Annotated in this window: 14 protein-coding genes; 6 read left to right on the top strand and 8 right to left on the bottom strand. The window is 62.8% G+C overall.

All coding sequences use genetic code 11. From position 1 onward, the window contains the following. The first annotated feature begins 16 nt into the window (after positions 1-16). The gene (locus tag BLX42_RS03670) at positions 17-2,080 is read left to right on the top strand and encodes a PhoX family phosphatase (RefSeq protein WP_161871167.1); all 2,064 of its coding nucleotides are present in this window, start codon (positions 17-19) and stop codon (positions 2,078-2,080) included. A 111-nt stretch (positions 2,081-2,191) separates the two neighbouring features. On the opposite strand, the gene gspK is transcribed toward BLX42_RS03670, so the two are convergent. Further along, positions 2,192-3,157 carry a type II secretion system minor pseudopilin GspK gene (gspK, locus tag BLX42_RS03665; RefSeq protein ID WP_115273985.1) on the bottom strand — a complete coding sequence of 322 codons (966 nt, stop codon included), beginning with the start codon at positions 3,155-3,157 and terminating at the stop codon, positions 2,192-2,194. Positions 3,158-3,302: 145 nt separating this feature from the next. Between gspK and tatA the strand changes: the two genes are divergently transcribed. From tatA to tatC, 3 genes are read left to right on the top strand one after another with little or no spacing between them, the layout of a single operon-like run. Continuing rightward, complete coding sequence (gene tatA / locus BLX42_RS03660) at positions 3,303-3,536, top strand: twin-arginine translocase TatA/TatE family subunit (RefSeq protein WP_046784392.1); 234 nt, start codon at positions 3,303-3,305, stop codon at positions 3,534-3,536. Then, positions 3,536-3,826, top strand: coding sequence for a Sec-independent protein translocase protein TatB (gene tatB, locus BLX42_RS03655; RefSeq protein ID WP_046784393.1), 291 nt, complete (start codon positions 3,536-3,538; stop codon positions 3,824-3,826). The genes tatA and tatB overlap by 1 nt, the downstream gene beginning before the upstream one ends. Beyond that, positions 3,823-4,581 carry a twin-arginine translocase subunit TatC gene (gene tatC, locus BLX42_RS03650; protein ID WP_115273984.1) on the top strand — a complete coding sequence of 253 codons (759 nt, stop codon included), beginning with the start codon at positions 3,823-3,825 and terminating at the stop codon, positions 4,579-4,581. Before tatB ends, tatC begins: the two co-directional genes overlap by 4 nt. A gap of 43 nt (positions 4,582-4,624) precedes the next feature. Here tatC and BLX42_RS03645 read toward each other — a convergent pair whose 3' ends face one another. Both BLX42_RS03645 and purL read right to left on the bottom strand, forming a co-directional pair. Further along, positions 4,625-4,936, bottom strand: coding sequence for an NGG1p interacting factor 3 protein, NIF3 (locus BLX42_RS03645; protein WP_039603162.1), 312 nt, complete (start codon positions 4,934-4,936; stop codon positions 4,625-4,627). Between the two features lie 3 nt (positions 4,937-4,939). After that, on the bottom strand, positions 4,940-8,839 hold the full coding sequence (gene purL, locus BLX42_RS03640) for a phosphoribosylformylglycinamidine synthase (protein WP_161871166.1): 3,900 nt from the start codon (positions 8,837-8,839) through the stop codon (positions 4,940-4,942). A 282-nt stretch (positions 8,840-9,121) separates the two neighbouring features. Here purL and mltF point away from each other — a divergent pair, with 282 nt between their 5' ends. Continuing rightward, entirely contained in the window at positions 9,122-10,579 is a 1,458-nt protein-coding gene (gene mltF / locus BLX42_RS03635) for a membrane-bound lytic murein transglycosylase MltF (protein ID WP_115273982.1), read from the top strand. A 104-nt stretch (positions 10,580-10,683) separates the two neighbouring features. Here mltF and tadA read toward each other — a convergent pair whose 3' ends face one another. Together tadA and BLX42_RS03625 are read right to left on the bottom strand one after the other, a co-directional pair. Then, on the bottom strand, positions 10,684-11,163 hold the full coding sequence (gene tadA, locus BLX42_RS03630) for a tRNA adenosine(34) deaminase TadA (protein WP_115273981.1): 480 nt from the start codon (positions 11,161-11,163) through the stop codon (positions 10,684-10,686). After that, positions 11,163-12,548 carry a multicopper oxidase family protein gene (locus tag BLX42_RS03625; protein WP_046784398.1) on the bottom strand — a complete coding sequence of 462 codons (1,386 nt, stop codon included), beginning with the start codon at positions 12,546-12,548 and terminating at the stop codon, positions 11,163-11,165. Before BLX42_RS03625 ends, tadA begins: the two co-directional genes overlap by 1 nt. Before the next feature lie 204 nt (positions 12,549-12,752). Between BLX42_RS03625 and BLX42_RS03620 the strand changes: the two genes are divergently transcribed. Beyond that, positions 12,753-15,701 (top strand): membrane-targeted effector domain-containing toxin, encoded by a 2,949-nt coding sequence (locus BLX42_RS03620; protein WP_161871165.1) that lies wholly within the window; start codon positions 12,753-12,755, stop codon positions 15,699-15,701. 65 nt (positions 15,702-15,766) lie between these two features. Here the strand turns inward: BLX42_RS03620 and guaA are convergent, their stop codons facing one another. From guaA to BLX42_RS03605, 3 genes are all read right to left on the bottom strand, one after another. Next, positions 15,767-17,344: a glutamine-hydrolyzing GMP synthase gene (guaA, locus tag BLX42_RS03615; RefSeq protein ID WP_012316007.1), complete on the bottom strand. Its 1,578-nt coding sequence runs from the start codon at positions 17,342-17,344 to the stop codon at positions 15,767-15,769. A gap of 126 nt (positions 17,345-17,470) precedes the next feature. After that, on the bottom strand, positions 17,471-18,940 hold the full coding sequence (gene guaB, locus BLX42_RS03610) for an IMP dehydrogenase (protein ID WP_008094438.1): 1,470 nt from the start codon (positions 18,938-18,940) through the stop codon (positions 17,471-17,473). Positions 18,941-19,026: 86 nt separating this feature from the next. Continuing rightward, on the bottom strand, positions 19,027-19,584 hold the full coding sequence (locus tag BLX42_RS03605; RefSeq protein WP_046784400.1) for a hypothetical protein: 558 nt from the start codon (positions 19,582-19,584) through the stop codon (positions 19,027-19,029). Between the last annotated feature and the right edge of the window lie 98 nt (positions 19,585-19,682).

Genomic DNA, 19,682 nt, shown 5'->3' with positions numbered 1-19,682 from the left:
ATACAAGGACACCCTGATGAGTCGAGAAACCGGCGACAACCTGGACCGCAACCACAGTGGCAACCTGCCGATGGCCAGCGTCATGGACGCCTACCTTAGCCGTCGCAGCGTGATGCGCGGCAGCCTGGGTGCCGCTATCGCCATGATTGCCGGTACCGGCCTGACCGGCTGCTTCGACAGTGGTGGCGGTTCCGACAACGATGACCCGGCCACCGAGCCGCCGGTTACCGAACCTGAAGTACCGAAACTGGCGCTGGGCTTCCAGTCCATCGCGGGTTCACGCACCGACGCCTGTGTCGTCGCCGCCGGCTACAGTGCCTACGTGCTGGCACCGTGGGGCACGCCGATCAACAGCAACGCCAACCCCTGGAAACCGGACGGCAGCAATACCTCCAGCGACCAGGCCAATGCCATGGGCATGCACCATGACGGCATGCACTTCTTCCCCATCAATGGCAGTTCCGAAGACGGCCTGCTGGCGATCAACTTCGAATACATCGATGCCGCCGCCCTGCACCCCAACGGCCCGACCACCGACGCCAGCGGCAATCGCCCGGCCGAAGAAGTGCGCAAGGAAATCAACGCCCACGGTGCCGGCGTGGTGCGCCTGCAGAAGCTCAACGGGCGCTGGCAGGTGGTCGACAACGACCCGCTCAACCGCCGTTTCACCACCGCCTCACGCATGGAAATCACTGGCCCGCTGCGTGGCACCGACCACGTCAAGACCAAGTATTCGGCTGACGGCACGCACTGCCGCGGCACCAACAACAACTGCGGCAACGGCTACACCCCGTGGGGCACTTACCTGACCTGCGAAGAGAACTGGCCTGGCATTTTCGTCAACAAGGACACCCGTCCGGAGGACCAGCGACGCATCGGCGTAGGCACCTCCACCGGCCAGTACAAGTGGGAGACCGCTGCTGGTGACAGCACCGAAGAAAACGATGAATTCGCCCGCTTCGACGTGACCATCAAAGGTGCCAGCGCCACCGACGACTACCGCAACGAAGCCAGCACCTATGGCTACATCGTCGAGATCGACCCGTACAACAGCAGCACCCTGGCCACCAAGCGCACCGCACTCGGCCGCTTCCGCCACGAAGGCTGCTGCCCGGGCCTGCCGGTGGTCGGTAAACCGCTGGTCTGGTACATGGGCGACGACTCCAACAACGAGTACCTGTACAAGTTCGTCTCCACCGCGGTGTGGGATGCCGCCGACGCAAGCCCGGCCGACCGCCTGGCCACCGGCGCCAAGTACATGGACCAGGGCAACCTCTACGTGGCCCGCTTCAATGCAGACGGCACGGGCGAGTGGATCCTGCTCGACGTGACCACCGCCACCACTGCCGGCAGCACCCTCGGGGCGCTGTACGGTGACCTGGCAGGCATCATCCTCAACACCCGTGGTGCAGGCGATGCAGTGGGTGCAACGCCGATGGACCGCCCGGAATGGACAGCGGTAAACCCGCTCAATGGCGACGTCTACCTGACCCTGACCAACAACAGTGCGCGCACCCCGGAAAAAGTCGATGCGGCCAACCCGCGTGGCCCGAACCGCCACGGCCACATCATCCGCTGGCACGACAGCGACGATCACGTGAGCTTCACCTGGGATATCTTCGTGTTCGGTGCCAACGCCGCCGGCACCGCAGACATCAACCGCTCGGGCCTGACCGAACTCAACCAGTTCGCCAGCCCCGACGGCATGAGCTTCGATAGCCGTGGCGTGTTGTGGTTCGAGACTGACAACGGCGAGAGCACGGTCACCGATTACACCAACGATCAGTTGCTGGCGGTGATCCCTACCGACCTGGTGGATGCCGCTGGCAACCAAATACCGGTCAATGCCCAGAACCAGGTGGACTTGCGCCGCTTCTTCGTCGGGCCGAACGGCAGCGAGGTGACCGGGATTGCCTTCAGCCCGGACAACAAGTCGATGTTCGTCAATATCCAGCACCCGGAAAACTGGCCTTACACCGACAAGGCCACCGATGTGACCCCAGCGGGGACCACGGTACGGCCGAGGGCTTCGACCGTGGTGATCCAGCGCGATGATGGCGGGGAGATCGGGACCGTCTGATCCGTTTTTGCATCAGGGCCGCTGCGCGGCCCAATCGCCGGCAAGCCGGCTCCTACAGGTATGGGAGCCGGTTTGCCGGCGATTGGGCTGCACGGCAGCCCTTGAACATGATCACCAGGCCATTGGTGCCCGACTCTTCACCCGCACCTGCTGCGCCGGCACCCGCGCATGCCACTGCACCACTCCCAACGCCTCCAGCTCAAACGCGCTGCGTATCGTCCTGCCCTGTTCTTCGAACGAAAGCTGCAACTGAAAATGCCCACTGTTGAGCAGCAACCCTTCGCTCAACCGCTCAAACGTTTCGTCATCCACCGCCCCCAGCGCCTGACGCAACGCTGCGGCATCTACATAGCCCGACGCCGGCCGACCACTGACGATGCGGCTGAGCAACGAGCGGGGATACCGCCCTTCATAAAGCGCCTCCAGCAATGGCAGATGCTCCAGGCCTACAGCATTGGCATTCAGGCGCCAGCCGGTCGTCTGCGGCAAAGCACACAACATCGGATAACGGCGCTGGCGCGAGGCATCCGCTTCGAGCAGCAGGTTCAACTCACTGGTGTCCAGCATCGGCTGGTTGGCCGCCAGACGAGGCGGCTGCTGGCGCAGATACTGGGCACTTTCGGCGCCTTGCAGGCGTGCATCGCTGTCGCTGTCGAGCCAGTCTGCCAAGGCGTCGACCAGACGTTGCGCGGCCATGTTGTCGCCCAGCAAACGCCGTAGCTGGCGCTCGGCACGTTCACCGTCATCCCCCAGCAGCGCATTGACGTTGAAACAGGTGTGCTGGTCGTACACCCGCAGTTGTGCCTGGCCGGCGCCAAAATCGTAAGTCAACGGTTGCCCCCGCAGCGCCTGCCAGAACAGCGGGCTAAGCCGCCAGGCGGGGTCACGCAAGGCCTGCTCGGCATAGGCCAGGCCAGCCTGCTCCATGGCCCGCACCTGTACCCGTTGGCGCAGCAGCTGTACGTCATCGACCTGACGCCGCCCGTCCTCCACCAGCCAGGCCATACCCGCTGCGAGCATCGCCAGTACCACCAACACCATCAGCAGCGCGGCGCCCTGCTGTCGCTTGCCACCCATGGCGCAGCACTCCTCTTATCGAACAAGGCGCCAGTCAACAGGGGAGTTGTTGCAGGCAGATTGCAAATACCTTGCAGTCATGTTCGCGTCATCTACGCGAGGCAGGATTGGCCTTTCTTTTCATGGCCTTACAGGAGTGGTCGTAATGGGTGGCATCGGAATCTGGCAGCTGGTGATCGTACTGATGATCGTGTTTCTGCTGTTTGGCACCAAACGCCTCAAGGGTCTGGGCAGTGATGTTGGCGAAGCGATCCAGGGCTTTCGCAAGTCCATGGGGGGCGACAGCGATGCCAGCACCCAAACTGCAGCACCGCAGGTACAACAGGAGCCACTGACCCGTTCGCCTGCGCCACAGCCGCACGCGGATCGGCAGGCCTGATGTTCGAGGTAGGCTTCAGCGAGATGCTGCTGGTGGGCATCGTCGCGCTGCTGGTGCTTGGCCCGGAACGCTTGCCCGTCGCGGCGCGTACGCTGGGCCGTGGCCTGGGCCAGGCGCGCCGGGCAATGCAGGGTTTGCGCGCGCAGATGGAACGCGAAATCGACATGCCCAACCTCGACAGCGCGCCATTGCAACGCCTCGAGCAGGAGCTGCGCCAGGGCATCAGCCTCAAGGCGGAACCGGCCACTGACGCTGCAACGGCCACGGTCATTCGGGAGACCACCTCATGAGTATCGCCCTGGACCCGGCGGCACACATGCCGCTCACCGGTCACCTGCGCGACCTGCGCAAGCGCCTGGTGCGCTGCCTGCTACTGGTCGCGCTGGTGTTCGCCGGCCTGTTCCCCTTCGCCCAGCAGCTCTACACACTGATTTCCGAACCGCTGCGCCGCTTCCTTCCGGAAGGCGCCAGCATGATCGCCACCAGTGTCACCTCGCCCTTTCTCACACCGTTCAAGCTGACCGCGATGTGTGCGCTGTTCGTGGCCATGCCGCTGCTGCTGCATCAGGCCTGGGGTTTTCTTGCGCCGGGCCTTTACCGCCGCGAGCGGCGCATCGCCCTGCCCTTGCTGGTGTCGAGCATTGTGCTGTTCTACGCCGGCATGGCGTTCGCCTTCTACCTGGTATTCCCGATGATGTTCGGCTTTTTTGCCAGCGTGACGCCGGACGGCGTGGCGATGATGACCGACATCAGCCAGTACCTGGACTTCATCATGGCGCTGTTCCTGGCGTTCGGCCTGGCCTTCGAGATCCCGGTGGCAACGTTCATCGTGGTCTGGGTGGGGCTGGCCGACGTGGCCACGTTACGGCGCAGCAGGCCCTACGTAGTTGTCGGCTGCTTTGTGGTGGGGATGGTCCTGACGCCGCCGGATGTGTTCTCACAGACCATGCTGGCGGTGCCGATGTGGGTGCTGTTCGAGGTGGGGTTGCTGGCGTGTGCCGGGTTGCGGCGGGAGGGGCAAGCGCCGCAGAGCGTCGCTGAATGAACCGGGTTCATCGCCGGCAAGCCGGCGATGAACTCAGCTCGGCCTAGAAATCGGCGAGGCGCCAGACTTCGTAGGCCGGTGTTTCGTAAGGATGGCTCTGCCTGAGCGCAGCGACGACCTGGGCAATCAGGTCGTCGGCCACCACCAGCTCCACCTTCCACTCCTCCACCACCTCGACCTGGCCGGTTTGCCCAAGGAACGGCTGGCTGCCGTCCAAGGGGCGAAACTGGCCGTGGCCCAGGGTTTGCCAGGCGCAGTGGTCGTAGTCGCCGATACGCCCGCCACCGGCGGCGAACACGGCGGCCTTGACCACGTCGACGTGGCTGGCCGGGACGAAGAAGGCGAGCTTGTACACGCCTTAGTTCACCCAGACGCGCGCGTTACGGAACATACGCATCAGCGCGGCGTCTTCCTGCCACTCATCAGGGCGCCAGGAGTTCTGCACGGCGCGGAACACGCGCTCCGGGTGCGGCATCATGATGGTCACGCGGCCGTCGCGGCTGGTCAGGCCGGTGATACCACGCGGCGAGCCGTTCGGGTTGGCCGGGTAGGCTTCGGTGACCTTGCCGTGGTTGTCGACATAGCGCAGGGCCACGCAACCGGACAGGTCGGCTTCCAGCAGTGCCTCTTCGCTGGCGAATTCGGCATGGCCTTCGCCGTGGGCGATGGCGATCGGCATGCGCGAACCGGCCATGCCCTGCAGGAAGATCGAGTTGGACTTCTGCACCTCGACCATGGCCACACGGGCTTCGAACTGCTCCGAGCGGTTGCGCACGAAGTGCGGCCAGTACTCGGTGCCCGGGATCAGCTCGTGAAGGTTGGACATCATCTGGCAACCGTTGCACACGCCCAGGGCGAAGCTGTCGGTACGCTCGAAGAAGGCCTGGAAGGCATCACGGGCACGGGCGTTGAACAAGGCCGACTTGGCCCAGCCTTCACCGGCACCGAGCACGTCACCGTAGGAGAAACCACCGCAGGCAACCAGGCCCTTGAAGGCTTCGAAGTCGACGCGGCCAGCGAGGATGTCGCTCATGTGCACGTCGATGGCGGCGAAGCCGGCGCGGTCGAAGGCGGCAGCCATCTCGACCTGGCCGTTGACGCCCTGCTCACGCAGGATCGCCACTTGCGGGCGCACGCCCTTCTTGATGTACGGCGCAGCGATGTCCTCGTTGACGTCGTAACCAACCTTGACCGACAGGCCCGGGTTGTCTTCTTCGAGCAGCGCGTCGAACTCCTGGTCAGCGCAGTCGGCGTTGTCACGCAGGCGCTGAACCTGGTAGCTGGTCTCGGCCCACTGGCGCTGCAGCATACGACGGTCGTCGTCGAACAGCACCTGGCCGTTCAGGCTGATGGACACCTCGGCGTTGTTGACCGGTTTGCCGATCACCGCCACGCAACCTTCACCCAGGCCTGCGGCGCTGAACTGCGCCAGCACGTCCGGGGTAGCATCCTGGCGAACCTGGATGACTGCGCCCAGCTCTTCGTTGAAGAGGATGGCCGGCACGTCATTGCTGTTGTCGGTCAGCGGGTCCAGTTGCAGGTCGAGGCCGCAGTGGCCGGCGAAGGCCATTTCCAGCACGGTGGTCAGCAGGCCGCCGTCGGAACGGTCGTGGTAGGCCAGCAGGTGGCCGTCGGCGTTCAGGCCCTGGATCACGGCGAAGAACGCCTTGAGGTCTTCGGCGTCGTCGACGTCCGGAGCCTGGGCTGCGATCTTGCCGTAGGTCTGCGCCAGGATCGAAGCGCCCATGCGGTTCTTGCCGCGGCCCAGGTCGATCAGGATCAGGTCCGTCTCACCCTTGTCCATGCGCAGTTGCGGGGTCAGGATCTTGCGGATGTCGGTGACCGGGGCGAAGCCGGTGATGATCAGCGACATTGGCGAAGTGACGCTCTTCTCGACGCCCTCTTCACTCCACTTGGTCTTCATCGACATGGAGTCCTTGCCGACCGGAATGGTCAGGCCCAGCTCCGGGCACAACTCCATACCGACAGCCTTGACGGTGTCGTACAGACGGGCGTCTTCGCCTGGGTGGCCGGCAGCGGACATCCAGTTGGCCGACAGTTTGATGTCGGACAGCTTTTCAATCTGCGCGGCAGCCAGGTTGGTCAGGGTTTCACCGATCGCCATGCGGCCGGACGCTGGCGCGTCGAGCACTGCCAGCGGCGTGCGCTCACCCATGGCCATGGCTTCACCGGTGTACACGTCGAAGCTGGTGGCCGTGACGGCGCAGTCGGCCACCGGTACCTGCCATGGGCCGACCATCTGGTCGCGGGCCACCAGGCCGGTGATGGTGCGGTCGCCGATGGTGATCAGGAAGCTCTTGCTGGCAACCGCCGGGTGGTTCAGGACACGCTGCACGGCGCTGTCCAGGTCCACCTTGCTCGGGTCGAAATCATCGCCCAGTTCGGCTTCGCGGGTTACCGAACGGTGCATGCGCGGCGGCTTGCCCAGCAGCACGTCAAGCGGCATGTCCACCGGCGTATTGCCGAAGTGGCTGTCGGTCACGGTCAGGTGCGGCTCTTCGGTCGCCTCGCCAACGACGGCGAACGGGCAGCGCTCGCGCTCACAGATGGCCTGGAAGCGTTCGAAGTCGACAGCGCTGACGGCCAGCACATAACGCTCCTGCGATTCGTTGCTCCAGATTTCGTGCGGGGCCATGCCCGGCTCGTCGTTGGGCACATTGCGCAGTTCGAAGCGGCCACCGCGGCCACCGTCGTTCACCAGTTCAGGGAAGGCGTTGGAAATGCCGCCGGCGCCAACGTCATGGATGAAGGCGATCGGGTTCTTGTCGCCCAGCTGCCAGCAACGGTCGATGACCTCCTGGCAACGGCGCTCCATTTCCGGGTTTTCGCGCTGCACCGAGGCGAAGTCCAGGTCCGCCGAGCTGGCACCGGTGGCGACCGACGAAGCGGCGCCGCCGCCCAGGCCGATCAGCATGGCCGGGCCACCGAGCACGATCAGCTTGGCGCCGACGGTGATTTCGGCCTTCTGTACGTGGTCTTCACGGATGTTGCCCATACCGCCGGCCAGCATGATCGGCTTGTGGTAGCCGCGCACTTCTTCACCGTGCGGGGTGTTGATGGCCTGCTCGAAGGTACGGAAGTAGCCGGTCAGAGCCGGGCGACCGAATTCGTTGTTGAACGCTGCGCCACCCAGCGGGCCTTCGATCATGATGTCGAGGGCGTCAACGATACGCTCAGGTTTACCGTAGGCCTGCTCCCATGGCTGTTCGAAGCCCGGGATGCGCAGGTTGGACACGGTGAAGCCGGTCAGGCCGGCTTTTGGCTTGGCGCCACGGCCGGTAGCACCTTCGTCACGGATTTCGCCGCCCGAGCCGGTGGAGGCACCGGAGAACGGAGCGATGGCGGTCGGGTGGTTATGCGTCTCGACCTTCATCAGGATGTGCACCGGCTCCTGCACCGCGCCGTACTGGCGGGTCTCAGGGTTCGGGAAGAAACGGCCGGCAACGTTGCCGACGATCACCGAGGCGTTGTCCTTGTACGCAGACAGCACGCCTTCGCTGTGCATCTGGTAGGTGTTCTTGATCATGCCGAACAGGCTCTTTTCCTGAGCCTGGCCGTCGATGTCCCAACTGGCGTTGAAGATCTTGTGGCGGCAGTGTTCGGAGTTGGCCTGGGCGAACATCATCAGCTCGATGTCGTTCGGGTTGCGTTTGAGCCCCTGGAAGGCGTTGACCAGGTAGTCGATCTCGTCTTCGGCCAGGGCCAGGCCCAGCTCGATGTTGGCCTTGGCCAGCGCGTCGCGGCCACCGGCCAGGATATCGACCGACGTCATCGGCTTGGGCTGGGCGTGGCTGAACAGGTCGCTCGCCTGCTCCAGCTGGGCCAGCACGCGCTGGGTCATGCGGTCGTGCAGTTCAGCGGCGACAACGGCGGCGTCGGCGTCGCTCAGGTCACCGGCAACGTAGTAGGCGATGCCACGCTCCAGGCGCTGGATCGACTGCAGGCCGCAGTTGTGGGCGATGTCGCTGGCCTTGCTGGCCCAGGGCGAGATGGTGCCCAGGCGCGGCACGACCAGGAACAGGCGGCCAGTCGGCTCCTGCACCGGCACGCTCGGGCCGTACTTGAGCAGACGGCCCAGCACCTGCTGCTGGTCGGCGGTCAGCTCGCCGTCGACATCGGCGAAGTGGGCAAATTCGGCATACAAACCAGTAACAGCGGGGACTTTCTGGCTCAGTTGCTCGAGTAATTTACCGTGGCGAAAGGCAGAAAGGGCAGGAGCGCCGCGCAGGATCAACATCGTCGGGACAGCCTCAGGAAGGGGTGTGCTTAGAGGCCGTGCATTCTAGCCTAATTCCGCGGCTTGCGGCACCCGCCAGAGGGCAATGCTGCCGGGCGGCGGAACCGGACTTCGGGGTCAAAAAAAGCGACAAGCCGCAAGCTGCAAGCTACAAGAAAAAACAGGTGGCGCGTAGGTCGCATTTTTCTTGCCGCTTGCAGCTTGCATCACAGAACGCGCTACCAGACAACCTGGCAGTTGTCGAGATATGGCGCCCCCCGTCCTTTGCGTATACTGCAAGCTATGTTCGCCCATACTGCTTTGCGCCAGCGTTGCGCCAAATGGCTTTTCGCAACCGGTCTCTTTCTGTTGCTCGGTGCCTGCGTTGAAAAACCCAGCACCCTCGAGCGCGTGAAGGAGGACGGCGTGCTGCGCGTGATCACCCGCAACAGCCCGGCCACTTATTTCCAGGACCGCAACGGCGAAACCGGCTTCGAGTACGAGCTGGTCAAGCGTTTCGCCGACGATCTTGGCGTCAAGCTGGAGATCGAGACCGCCGACAACCTCGACGAACTGTTCGACGACCTGGGTAAACCGTCCGGTCCGGTGCTGGCAGCGGCCGGCCTGGTCAGCAGCGAGCGGCGCAAGACCCAGGCCAGGTTCTCCCATCCTTACCTGGAAGTGACCCCTCAGGTTATCTATCGCAACGGCCGCTCGCGCCCAACAAACCCCAAGGGCCTGGTCGGCAAGAAGATCATGGTGCTCAAAGGCAGCAGCCACGCCGACCAGCTGGCCGAACTGAAAAGGCGCTACCCGGGCCTGGAATACGAAGAGTCCGACGCGGTGGAGGTGGTCGACCTGTTGCGCATGGTCGATGAAGGGCAGGTCGACCTGACGCTGGTCGACTCCAACGAACTGGCGATGAACCAGGTGTACTTCCCCAACGTGCGGGTGGCCTTCGACCTTGGCGAAACCCGCAACCAACGCTGGGCGGTCGCCCCGGGCGAAGACAACAGCCTGCTGAACGAAGTCAACGAATTCCTCGACAAATCGCAGAAAAACGGCACCCTGCAGCGTTTGAAAGACCGCTATTACGGCCACGTCGACGTGCTCGGTTACGTGGGCGCCTACACATTTGCGCAGCATTTGCAGCAGCGCCTGCCCAAATACGAAAAATACTTCAAGAGCTACGCCAAGGTCGAACAGGTGGACTGGCGCCTGCTGGCCGCGATCGGTTATCAGGAATCCTTGTGGCAACCGGAAGTCACCTCCAAGACCGGCGTACGCGGCCTGATGATGCTGACCCAGCGCACCGCCCAGGCAATGGGCGTGTCCAACCGCCTGGACCCGAGGCAGAGCATCAAAGGTGGTGCCAAATACTTCATGCTGGTCAAGCAGCAGCTCGACGACAGCATCAAGGAGCCAGACCGCACCTGGTTCGCCCTGGCGGCCTACAACGTCGGCAGCGGCCACCTTGAAGACGCGCGCACGCTGGCCAAACGAGAAAAGCTCAACCCGAACAAGTGGCTGGACGTGAAGAAGATGCTGCCGCGCCTGTCGCAGAAACAGTGGTACCGCCAGACCAAGTACGGTTACGCCCGTGGTGGCGAGCCGGTGCATTTCGTGGCCAACATCCGCCGCTACTACGACATCCTCACCTGGGTGACCCAGCCGCAGCTCGAGGGCCAGGTGGCCGAGGGCAACCTGCACGTACCGGGGGTCAACAAGGACAAACCGGCGGAACAGTCGCCGCCGATGTAGGCGCTGCCTTGTGTTGCGAAAGGCCCGCACAGCTGTCCAGGGTTCAGTATTGAGGCATTAAAGGCGGGCCTGCCTTGCAGCCCTTTCGCGACACGAGGCCGCTCCTACACCTTGGCGCGCCGCGCCTTGAAGAATTCGCTCAAGATTGCGCCACATTCCTCGGCCAGCACCCCTCCTTCGAACATTACCCGATGGTTCAGGAAGCCCTGGCTGAAAAATTGCCCCTGGCTCTGCACGATGCCGGCCTTGGGCTCCAGCGCGCCATACACCACCCGGGCGACCCGCGAATGCACGATCAGCCCCGCGCACATGCTGCAAGGCTCCAGGGTCACATAAAGGGTGCTGCCCGGCAGGCGGTAATTGCTCGCAGACTTTGCCGCCGCGCGGATGGCGACCATCTCGGCATGGGCACTGGGGTCGCTGTCGATGATCGGCCGGTTGAAGCCCTGCCCGATCACCTGGCCGTGCTGCACCAGCACCGCGCCCACCGGCACCTCGCCCAGCGCGGCACCTTGTGCCGCCAGGTCCAGGGCCATGCGCATGAATTCCTGATCACGGCTGCGATCGATGATCTGTGGGCGCATCAGACCACCGCAATCGCGGCCATCAGGCCGGTTTCCATGTGGTCGATGACATGGCAGTGGAACATCCAGGTGCCTGGATTATCGGCCACCAGCGCCACCTGGGCCCGCTCGTTCTTGCCCAGCAGGTAGGTGTCGGTGAACCACGGTTCGACGATCTTGTGCCTGTTGGAGGCAATGACCTTGAAGCTCATGCCATGCAGGTGGATCGGGTGCTGGTATTGGGTCATGTTCTTCAACTCGAAGATGTAGCTCTTGCCTTTTTGCAGCGTGGCAATCGGCCGGTCGGCGCAGGTCTTGTCGGTGATGTCCCAGGCTTGACCATTGATCTGCCACAGGCTTGGCGGCCTGCCATTTTCGGTGTTGACCGAAACCTTGCCCACCCATTCGAAATTGAAGTTCAGCTTCTCGGCATTCTCCAGGTCCGGCTCGGCCACAGGGTTCGGCGGCAAGGCAGGCGGCCAGTCGCTGGGCGCATCGTTGCTGGCTACCGAGCGCAAGGTGCCCAAGCGCACGAAGCCGTCGCGCAGGGAAATCTCTTCACCTGCCTCGGGGATGCGGATCGCCAGGCAAACACGCATGCCTGGCCCCAGCCAGTACTCGTCATCGAGCACACGCGGGGTGACCGGGTTGCCATCGAGGGCGTAGATTCTGGCCTCGTGATTGCCGCCCTTGAGGTTCAGGCGGTAGGTCCAGGTGTTGTCCAGGTTGAGCAGACGCAGGCGCACCACCTGCCCGGCCGGTAATTCGGTGACCGAGTCAGCCTGGCCATTGATGGTGATCAGCCGGCCGGCGGTACCATTGCGCGCCGCTTCCCGGGGGATGCTGAAGGGCAGCCAGGCACCCTGCTCGTCCACGTGCCAGTTCTTCAGGCTCAGCGTGCGCTCATGCAAAAAACCGGTTGGCTCACGCTCCTCGACGATCAGCGGGCCGACCAGGCCGCGGCCGAGTTCTTCAGAGCTGCTGACGTGCGGGTGGTACCAGTAGCTGCCGGCGTCAGGCACACGGAACTTGTAGTCGAAATACTCGCCCGGCTTGACCGGCAACTGCGACACATACGGCACACCGTCCATTTCCAGCGGCAGGCGGATGCCATGCCAGTGAATGGTGGTTTCCACCGGCAGATGGTTGATGAACCGTACCCGCAGCCAGGTGCCCTGGCGAACCCGCAACTCGGTACCTGGCGCCGACGGGCCGAACGCCCAGGCCTCGGTCTTGAAGCCGGGCACAAGCTCGACCTCCAGGGGCGCCGCGATCAGCTCGTAGTCGTGCCCGGCATTCTCGTCCTCGACCTTACCCAGCCAGTACCGCGCTGCGCCTCCGGCGCCCAGGCCTACTACAACCAGGCCGGTCAGGCCCTTGAGCATTTGTCGACGGGTGAAGGACATCGGTGCGGGTACCTCGTTTAAGCGCAATCAAGCTGCCAGCACGGCTGGCGATGAAGGGCGAATACGATACACCTGCAAATGGGAAAGATTAAGTGAAGTGTTGCATAGCGCTGCCCTGAGCACACCTGGCAGGCACTATATACCGCCACCACGGCACCGTTTCTGCCACTTTCCGGCCCTCACCCTCGACCCTTGAGAGCCCTTATGTTACTTGGCAAACCGCAACCAGATACCCTTGATTCGCTGACCAAGCTGGCCAGGCAAGTGAGTGAAACGTGCCCGGACATGCGCCAGATGGCGCGAGAGGTCGCGCAGCAGATCCTTGACCGGCATGGCTTGCAGGCACATGACCCCGACAGCGTCTATCTGCACCGGTTTCACACCGCCGTCAGCAGCCCCAGAACCTTCAACGGATGGCAACATCTGGACCCACCGTACGAGTCCCTGACATTGCCCCAGCTGGTCATGCACCGCTTCGATGCCAATGATCAGGACAATGCCGACTTGCTCGGCTACCTCGTCGGTTTCTACAGCGATGGCCCTGGCAAAGATGCCTACGACGAGCTCAACGAAGTGCGACTCGACGCGAGGAATGTCCTGGAGCACTTCTGGAGCATCGATTTCGCCAGTCACTTCAAAAGCCGGTTGAAGTCATTCTGGTCAACGCATTCCGAGAACTTTCGTACATTGGCCAAGGCCAACTTCCTGAGCAAAGTGCTAGAAGCCTGTGCACAGGCCCCCACGTCAGGGCTTGCAAAGTGTTGCCGGGAAGTCACCCAAGCCTTGGTGGGAGACATCTCCTGGCCGCCTTCGATAGAAGCACTGCAACATCAGTCTGCAACGGGCAAGGGTATTCGTGCATGCACATTCGATATCGGCGGACATGTGGCTACGGATATCCTGCGCGTACAAATGCAAGATGGCAGGCAACTTGTCTACTTGCCCGGCGATGTCGATGCATTGCAGGTGTTCGAGAATGATCAGGCGCTGTTCTGGTGGGTGCTCAACCACTGCAATCAGGCCGAAAACCGGGCCCGCTTCATGGCGCACTTCTCCCTCCAAGATCGTGACGAGGGCAATACCAGCATCGGGCTCAACCACCTTGTCGACCTGCTGTATCAAGGCTGGGGAAAAGATGATTACTCCGGCCTTAACACGCTCGATCAGCGAATCGATGGCGATGTTTTTAGCTGGCTGCGCGACAAGGCCCATCAGCGAATGCTCGATGATGCGCACTTTTCCCTGCGCTCGAATGACGATTTGCGCAAACAACTGTGGATCGGCTACCTGAGAGCGTCGCTGAGAGTCTTCGGCCCCATGGCTGCGGTGGACTGGCCCGTTGCGTTGGCCCTGGTGGGTGCCGGCATGGCAGAAACTGGCCTCAATATCGATCAAGCGATCAGTGGCCATACAACCTGCGAACGTAAGGCAGGCGTAACAGGCGCAATTCTTTCGGCCATCGAAACCCTGTTCAACGCCACGTTTCTCCTGAGTGCGCCGGGGCAACCCATTGCAGAACTGGCCGAGGTCACTGAAGCAGGCACAGGGAAAAACATAGGTTCGGCAGAAGATCCAGCCACGGCCGGCGAAGTGGTCCAGGGCGAGGAGGAGGATGCCAGCGTGACGGATGCGGTGAAAGCCTGGGTCCCTGCGCCGTTCCAGCCCGCAGAAGGCTGGCCGTTGCTTAGCCCATTCGAAACCAACGTTCTACTGAGCGGCGAGCCCGGCACAGGAGCACTCCAAGGTATCTATACGCAGGATGGGCAGTTCTATGTACTGATCGACGAGCTACCCTATCAGGTGCGCTTTGCGCCCGAGCTGAAAACCTGGGCCATTGTGCCTCCCGAGAACCCCTTCTCTTTCTACAAAAGCCAGCCCATCCGGCTGGATGACGAGGGCCATTGGTATCCCGTCGACCGGGGCGGGCTCAAGGGTGGCATGCTCCCGAGGCTTAAAATCTGGGGGCGCCGCGCCACCGGGACAAGCCAGCCTGCGCTAGCCGCCACACCTTACGAAGTGCCTGCCGACTTGCGCGCCTCACTCAAAGACGTGGCAGACGAAGAGCTAACAGGGGTGCGAATCAATATTCATGACCCTGACAGGCTAGCGGCCGTCGCTCGCTTTCTCACGGTTCGCGAACAACTGGCTACGGATGCCCGCGACTTCATGGCTACTGTGCAAGCGCCTGCGCGCCCTCGATTACCAGACATAAGCCCCGGAACAACGCCAAAACAGATCCTGCAAAACATCTATGAGAACAGCCAGGGCCTGGTGGTAGGCGAGGCGCATAGCAGCCTGGGTAGCAAGCGCTTCTTGATCGACAACATGGCTGTGCTACGCAAGCTGAAGGTCAAGACGTTGTACATGGAACATTTCACGACCGACTTCCAGCAGGCCGACCTGGACGCCTTCAACCGCAGCGGCCAACTGCCCACAGCGCTGGACCGCTATATCACCGCACAGGACTTTGGACACCAGACCGACCTGGCAGGCCGATACACCTTCCGCCGGGTATTGCTGGAGGCGCAGAAAAACGGCTTGCGTATCCAGTCCATCGACTGCATGGCAAGCTACCGCCAGGCGTGGGCAACGCCACCATCCCCTGTGGCACGTCAGGAGATGATGAATTTCTATGCTCACCTGATCATCGAAGCTGACCAGGCTGCCCGCGGGCCAGGCAAATGGGTCGCATTGGTCGGTAACACCCATGCCAATAACTTCCATGGCGTTACAGGCCTGGCAGAAACCGAAGGCGTGGTAGGGTTGCGCGTCGAGGATACTCCGGTCGGAGGCGTCGACAGCTATGCGGTCGACCCTGGTGTAGACGCGCCAGAAAAGGGGGGCAAAGTCTGGCACCTGAAAAGCGACATACGGCTGCGCACCTCGATTGAGCCATTCACCACAGCGGCGACCGATTTTGAAACATTGCTGATCAGGCCGGGTGACTACACCTTTGAACATATCGACAGCGACACGTACCTGATCAATCGCAGCCGCGACCTTAGCCTGCGCCGCACCCCCGTCAAACGCGATGGACGCTTCTATTACATCGAGCGAGCAGACTGGCCGACCATTCATGAGCGACGACTAGAGCATCTTTCCGATCTGGACATCTTCCTCAGGATGCGGGGCATGCGTCATGTAGCCCATTGAAGACCATCAACCACTTTGCGAACCGCAAACAACAAGGGCGCCTTGCAGCGCCCTTGTGGCTCAACTCATTCCCACTCAATGGTGGCCGGCGGCTTGCTCGACACGTCGTAAGTCACGCGCGAGATACCGTCGATTTCGTTGATGATACGGCCGCTGACGGTTTCCAGCAGGTCGTAAGGCAGGTGCGCCCAGCGCGCGGTCATGAAGTCCACGGTCTCGACAGCACGCAGGGCCACGACCCAGGCGTAGCGACGGCCGTCGCCCACGACACCAACCGATTTCACCGGCTGGAACACCACGAAGGCCTGGCTGGTCTTGTGGTACCAGTCGGCCTTGCGCAGCTCTTCGATGAAGATGTGGTCGGCGCGACGCAGGATGTCGGCGTACTCCTTCTTCACTTCACCGAGGATACGCACACCCAGGCCCGGGCCCGGGAACGGGTGGCGGTAGACCATGTCGTACGGCAGGCCCAGCTCCAGGCCGATCTTGCGCACTTCGTCCTTGAACAGTTCACGCAGCGGCTCGACCAGCTTGAGGTTCATTTCCTCCGGCAGGCCACCCACGTTGTGGTGCGACTTGATCACGTGGGCCTTGCCGCTCTTGGCGCCGGCCGACTCGATCACGTCCGGGTAGATGGTGCCCTGGGCGAGGAACTGGATGTTGTCCAGTTTGCTGGCTTCGGCATCGAACACGTCGATGAAGGTGCGGCCGATGATCTTGCGCTTCTTCTCCGGGTCGGCTTCGCCTTCCAGGTTGTCGAGGAACTGCTTCTCGGCATCGGCGCGGATCACTTTGACGCCCATGTTCTCCTTGAACATGGCCATCACCTGGTCGCCTTCGTGCAGGCGCAGCAGGCCGTTGTCGACGAAGACGCAGGTCAGCTGGTCGCCGATGGCGCGGTGCAGCAGCGCAGCTACCACGGAGGAGTCGACACCGCCAGACAGGCCCAGCAGGACGTTGGCCGAGCCGACTTGCTGACGCACCTGGGCGATGGCGTCTTCGACGATGTTCGAAGGCGTCCACAGGGCTTCACAGCCACAGATGTCCTGCACGAAGCGGGACAGGATGCGACCGCCTTGCTTGGTGTGGGTCACTTCCGGGTGGAACTGCACGCCGTAGTAGCCGCGCGCGTCGTCGAACATGCCGGCGATCGGGCAGCTCGGGGTGCTGGCCAGGATGTTGAAGTTGCCCGGCATCTGGGTGACCTTGTCGCCGTGGCTCATCCACACGTCCAGGCCCAGTACGCCGTCGCCATCAACGTGGTCTTCGATGCCGTCGAGCAGCCGGCTCTTGCCGACCACGTCAACGCGGGCATAACCGAACTCGCGCAGGTCCGAACCTTCGACCTTGCCGCCCAGCTGCTCGGCCATGGTCTGCATGCCGTAGCAGATGCCCAGCAACGGTACATTCAGGTCGAACACGGCCTGCGGTGCACGCGGGCTGTTGGCTTCGTGGACCGACTCGGGGCCGCCGGCGAGGATGATGCCGCGCGGGTTGAATTCGCGGATCGCTTCATCGTCCATGTCGAACGGGTGCAGTTCGCAGTACACGCCGATTTCGCGCACGCGGCGGGCGATCAGCTGGGTGTACTGGGAACCGAAATCGAGGATCAGGATGCGGTGAGCGTGAATGTCGAGGGCCATGACTCAATCTCTGGTGCAGCTGCAAGCGTCTAGCTGCGAGCTGCAAGTTGATCGGGGAAAACGCGGTAGCTGCTGCAACGCAACTACCGCTTGGAGCTTGAAGCTTGCTACTTACCGCTGGAGGCTTCAGCCGACCCGGTAGTTAGGGGCTTCTTTGGTGATCTGCACGTCATGCACGTGGGACTCGGCCATGCCGGCACCGGTGATGCGCACGAACTCCGGCTTGGTGCGCATCTCTTCGATGGTTGCGCTGCCGGTGTAACCCATGGACGAACGCAGGCCGCCCATCAGCTGGTGGATGATCGCGGCCAGGGCGCCCTTGTATGGTACGCGGCCTTCGATACCTTCCGGCACCAGCTTCTCGGCACCGGCCGAGGAGTCCTGGAAGTAACGGTCCGAGGAGCCTTGCGCCTGTGCCATGGCACCCAGCGAGCCCATGCCGCGGTAGGCCTTGTAGGAACGGCCCTGGAACAGCTCGACTTCACCCGGGGCTTCTTCGGTACCGGCGAACATCGAACCCATCATCACGCAGGAAGCACCGGCGACGATGGCCTTGGACAGGTCACCCGAGAAACGGATGCCGCCGTCGGCGATCAGTGGCACGCCAGTGCCTTCCAGTGCCGCTGCAACGTTGGCGATGGCACTGATTTGCGGTACGCCGACACCGGCGACGATACGGGTGGTGCAGATCGAACCTGGGCCGATACCGACCTTGACGGCGTCAGCGCCGGCTTCCGCCAGGGCCTTGGCCGCAGCACCGGTAGCGATGTTGCCGCCGATCACCTGAACTTGCGGGTAGGTTTCCTTGACCCAGCGAACGCGGTCGATCACACCTTTGGAGTGGCCGTGAGCAGTATCGACGACAACCACGTCAACGCCAGCCGCTACCAGGGCGGCAACACGCTCGCCGGTGTCCTTGCCGGTGCCGACGGCAGCGCCGACGCGCAGGCGACCCTGGTCGTCCTTGCTGGCCAGCGGGTAGGCCTTGGCTTTTTCGATGTCCTTGACGGTCATCATGCCCTTGAGGCTGAACTTGTCGTCGACGATCAGGACTTTTTCCAGGCGGTGCTTGTGCAGCAGCTCGCGGACTTCGTTCTTGTCGGCGCCTTCGCGCACGGTGACCAGGCGCTCTTTGGGCGTCATCACGTCGCGCACCTTGGCATCCAGGCGGGTTTCGAAGCGTACGTCACGGGAAGTGACGATACCGACCAGGTCGCCGTTCTCCAGCACCGGAACACCCGAGATGTTGTTCAGGCGGGTCAGGTCGAACAGGTCGCGCACGGTGGCGTCGGCTTCGATGGTGATCGGGTCCTTGACCACGCCAGCCTCGAACTTCTTGACCTTGCGTACTTCGCCGGCCTGCTGTTCGATGGTCATGTTCTTGTGGATGATGCCGATGCCGCCTTCCTGAGCCATGGCAATGGCCAGGCGCGCTTCGGTCACGGTATCCATGGCGGCGGAAACCAGAGGGATGTTCAGCTCGATGCCACGAGTCAAACGGGTCTTGAGACTGACTTCATTGGGCAGTACCTCGGAGTAGCCAGGTACAAGGAGGATATCGTCGAAAGTCAGGGCTTCTTGGCTGATACGCAGCATCGCGGGGGCTCCCGGGCGGGAAAAATGGAAGCGCGCCATTATACTCATCCACGGCGCGCCGCTCAATGCAAAATAAGGGCCTTCGGTCAGCGTTCTGGCAGTTTTACCTGCACCACCGCCACCGGCTGGTCCAGCCAGTCGGCGAAGCTGTCGAGAAAGGCCTGGGTAAACCCGGCCTCGCCCCAGTTGTTGAAGATGAACCCCAGGTTGGAAAAGGCACATGGCTGCAGGTAAATGAAGCCATTGATGTCGTCCTCGAAGCCGCACAAGGGGCAGGTGAAGTTGTCACTCACCCCCGGCATCCACTCTTCCAGGCTTTCGAACAAGGGTTCGCCCACCTCGCGCCGGCACTCGGGGCAGCCGGCTTCTTCGAGGAAACCCTCGGTGGGGGTATAGATGCAGCGCTTGAGCATCACTTCCAGGCCGTTGACCGGCGCGCCAAACGGCAGCTTTTGCGGGTGCAGGGCGATTTTGCGCGCGCCTTCGGCCAGGGCATGGCCCATGCGGTTGCCGGTGCGACCGCAAGTGGTCAGTTGCTCCTCGACCACTTTTTCGCGCACCAGCCAGCGCAGGATGGCCCGGGCGCGGGCCTCGTGCACCGGCACGGTGGAGAGTTTCGGGACGATGATGCTCTGGGTGTTCATGGGCGAAACGGGCCTGGGGATTGCGGTAATCGCGCAATTCTACCGCTCACGCGCTCAGGTAGCGACCGATCAGCGCAAGGCCGCGGGCGGCGCTCGAT

Source organism: Pseudomonas sp. SG-MS2, assembly GCF_009933855.1.
Taxonomy (GTDB): domain Bacteria; phylum Pseudomonadota; class Gammaproteobacteria; order Pseudomonadales; family Pseudomonadaceae; genus Aquipseudomonas; species Aquipseudomonas putida_E.
Note: the sequence above shows the minus strand (reverse complement) of the source record. Positions and strands in the feature narration are given on the sequence as shown.

Bases quoted from the DNA above. Each gene is read 5' to 3' on its own strand.
- guaA (WP_012316007.1), bottom strand. From the start codon at position 17,344: ATGGCCCTCGACATTCACGCTCACCGCATCCTGATCCTCGATTTCGGT.
- tatA (WP_046784392.1), top strand. From the start codon at position 3,303: ATGGGTGGCATCGGAATCTGGCAGCTGGTGATCGTACTGATGATCGTG.
- guaB (WP_008094438.1), bottom strand. From the start codon at position 18,940: ATGCTGCGTATCAGCCAAGAAGCCCTGACTTTCGACGATATCCTCCTT.
- BLX42_RS03605 (WP_046784400.1), bottom strand. From the start codon at position 19,584: ATGAACACCCAGAGCATCATCGTCCCGAAACTCTCCACCGTGCCGGTG.
- tatC (WP_115273984.1), top strand. From the start codon at position 3,823: ATGAGTATCGCCCTGGACCCGGCGGCACACATGCCGCTCACCGGTCAC.
- gspK (WP_115273985.1), bottom strand. From the start codon at position 3,157: ATGGGTGGCAAGCGACAGCAGGGCGCCGCGCTGCTGATGGTGTTGGTG.
- BLX42_RS03620 (WP_161871165.1), top strand. From the start codon at position 12,753: ATGTTACTTGGCAAACCGCAACCAGATACCCTTGATTCGCTGACCAAG.
- purL (WP_161871166.1), bottom strand. From the start codon at position 8,839: ATGTTGATCCTGCGCGGCGCTCCTGCCCTTTCTGCCTTTCGCCACGGT.
- BLX42_RS03670 (WP_161871167.1), top strand. From the start codon at position 17: ATGAGTCGAGAAACCGGCGACAACCTGGACCGCAACCACAGTGGCAAC.
- mltF (WP_115273982.1), top strand. From the start codon at position 9,122: ATGTTCGCCCATACTGCTTTGCGCCAGCGTTGCGCCAAATGGCTTTTC.
- tadA (WP_115273981.1), bottom strand. From the start codon at position 11,163: ATGCGCCCACAGATCATCGATCGCAGCCGTGATCAGGAATTCATGCGC.
- BLX42_RS03625 (WP_046784398.1), bottom strand. From the start codon at position 12,548: ATGTCCTTCACCCGTCGACAAATGCTCAAGGGCCTGACCGGCCTGGTT.
- tatB (WP_046784393.1), top strand. From the start codon at position 3,536: ATGTTCGAGGTAGGCTTCAGCGAGATGCTGCTGGTGGGCATCGTCGCG.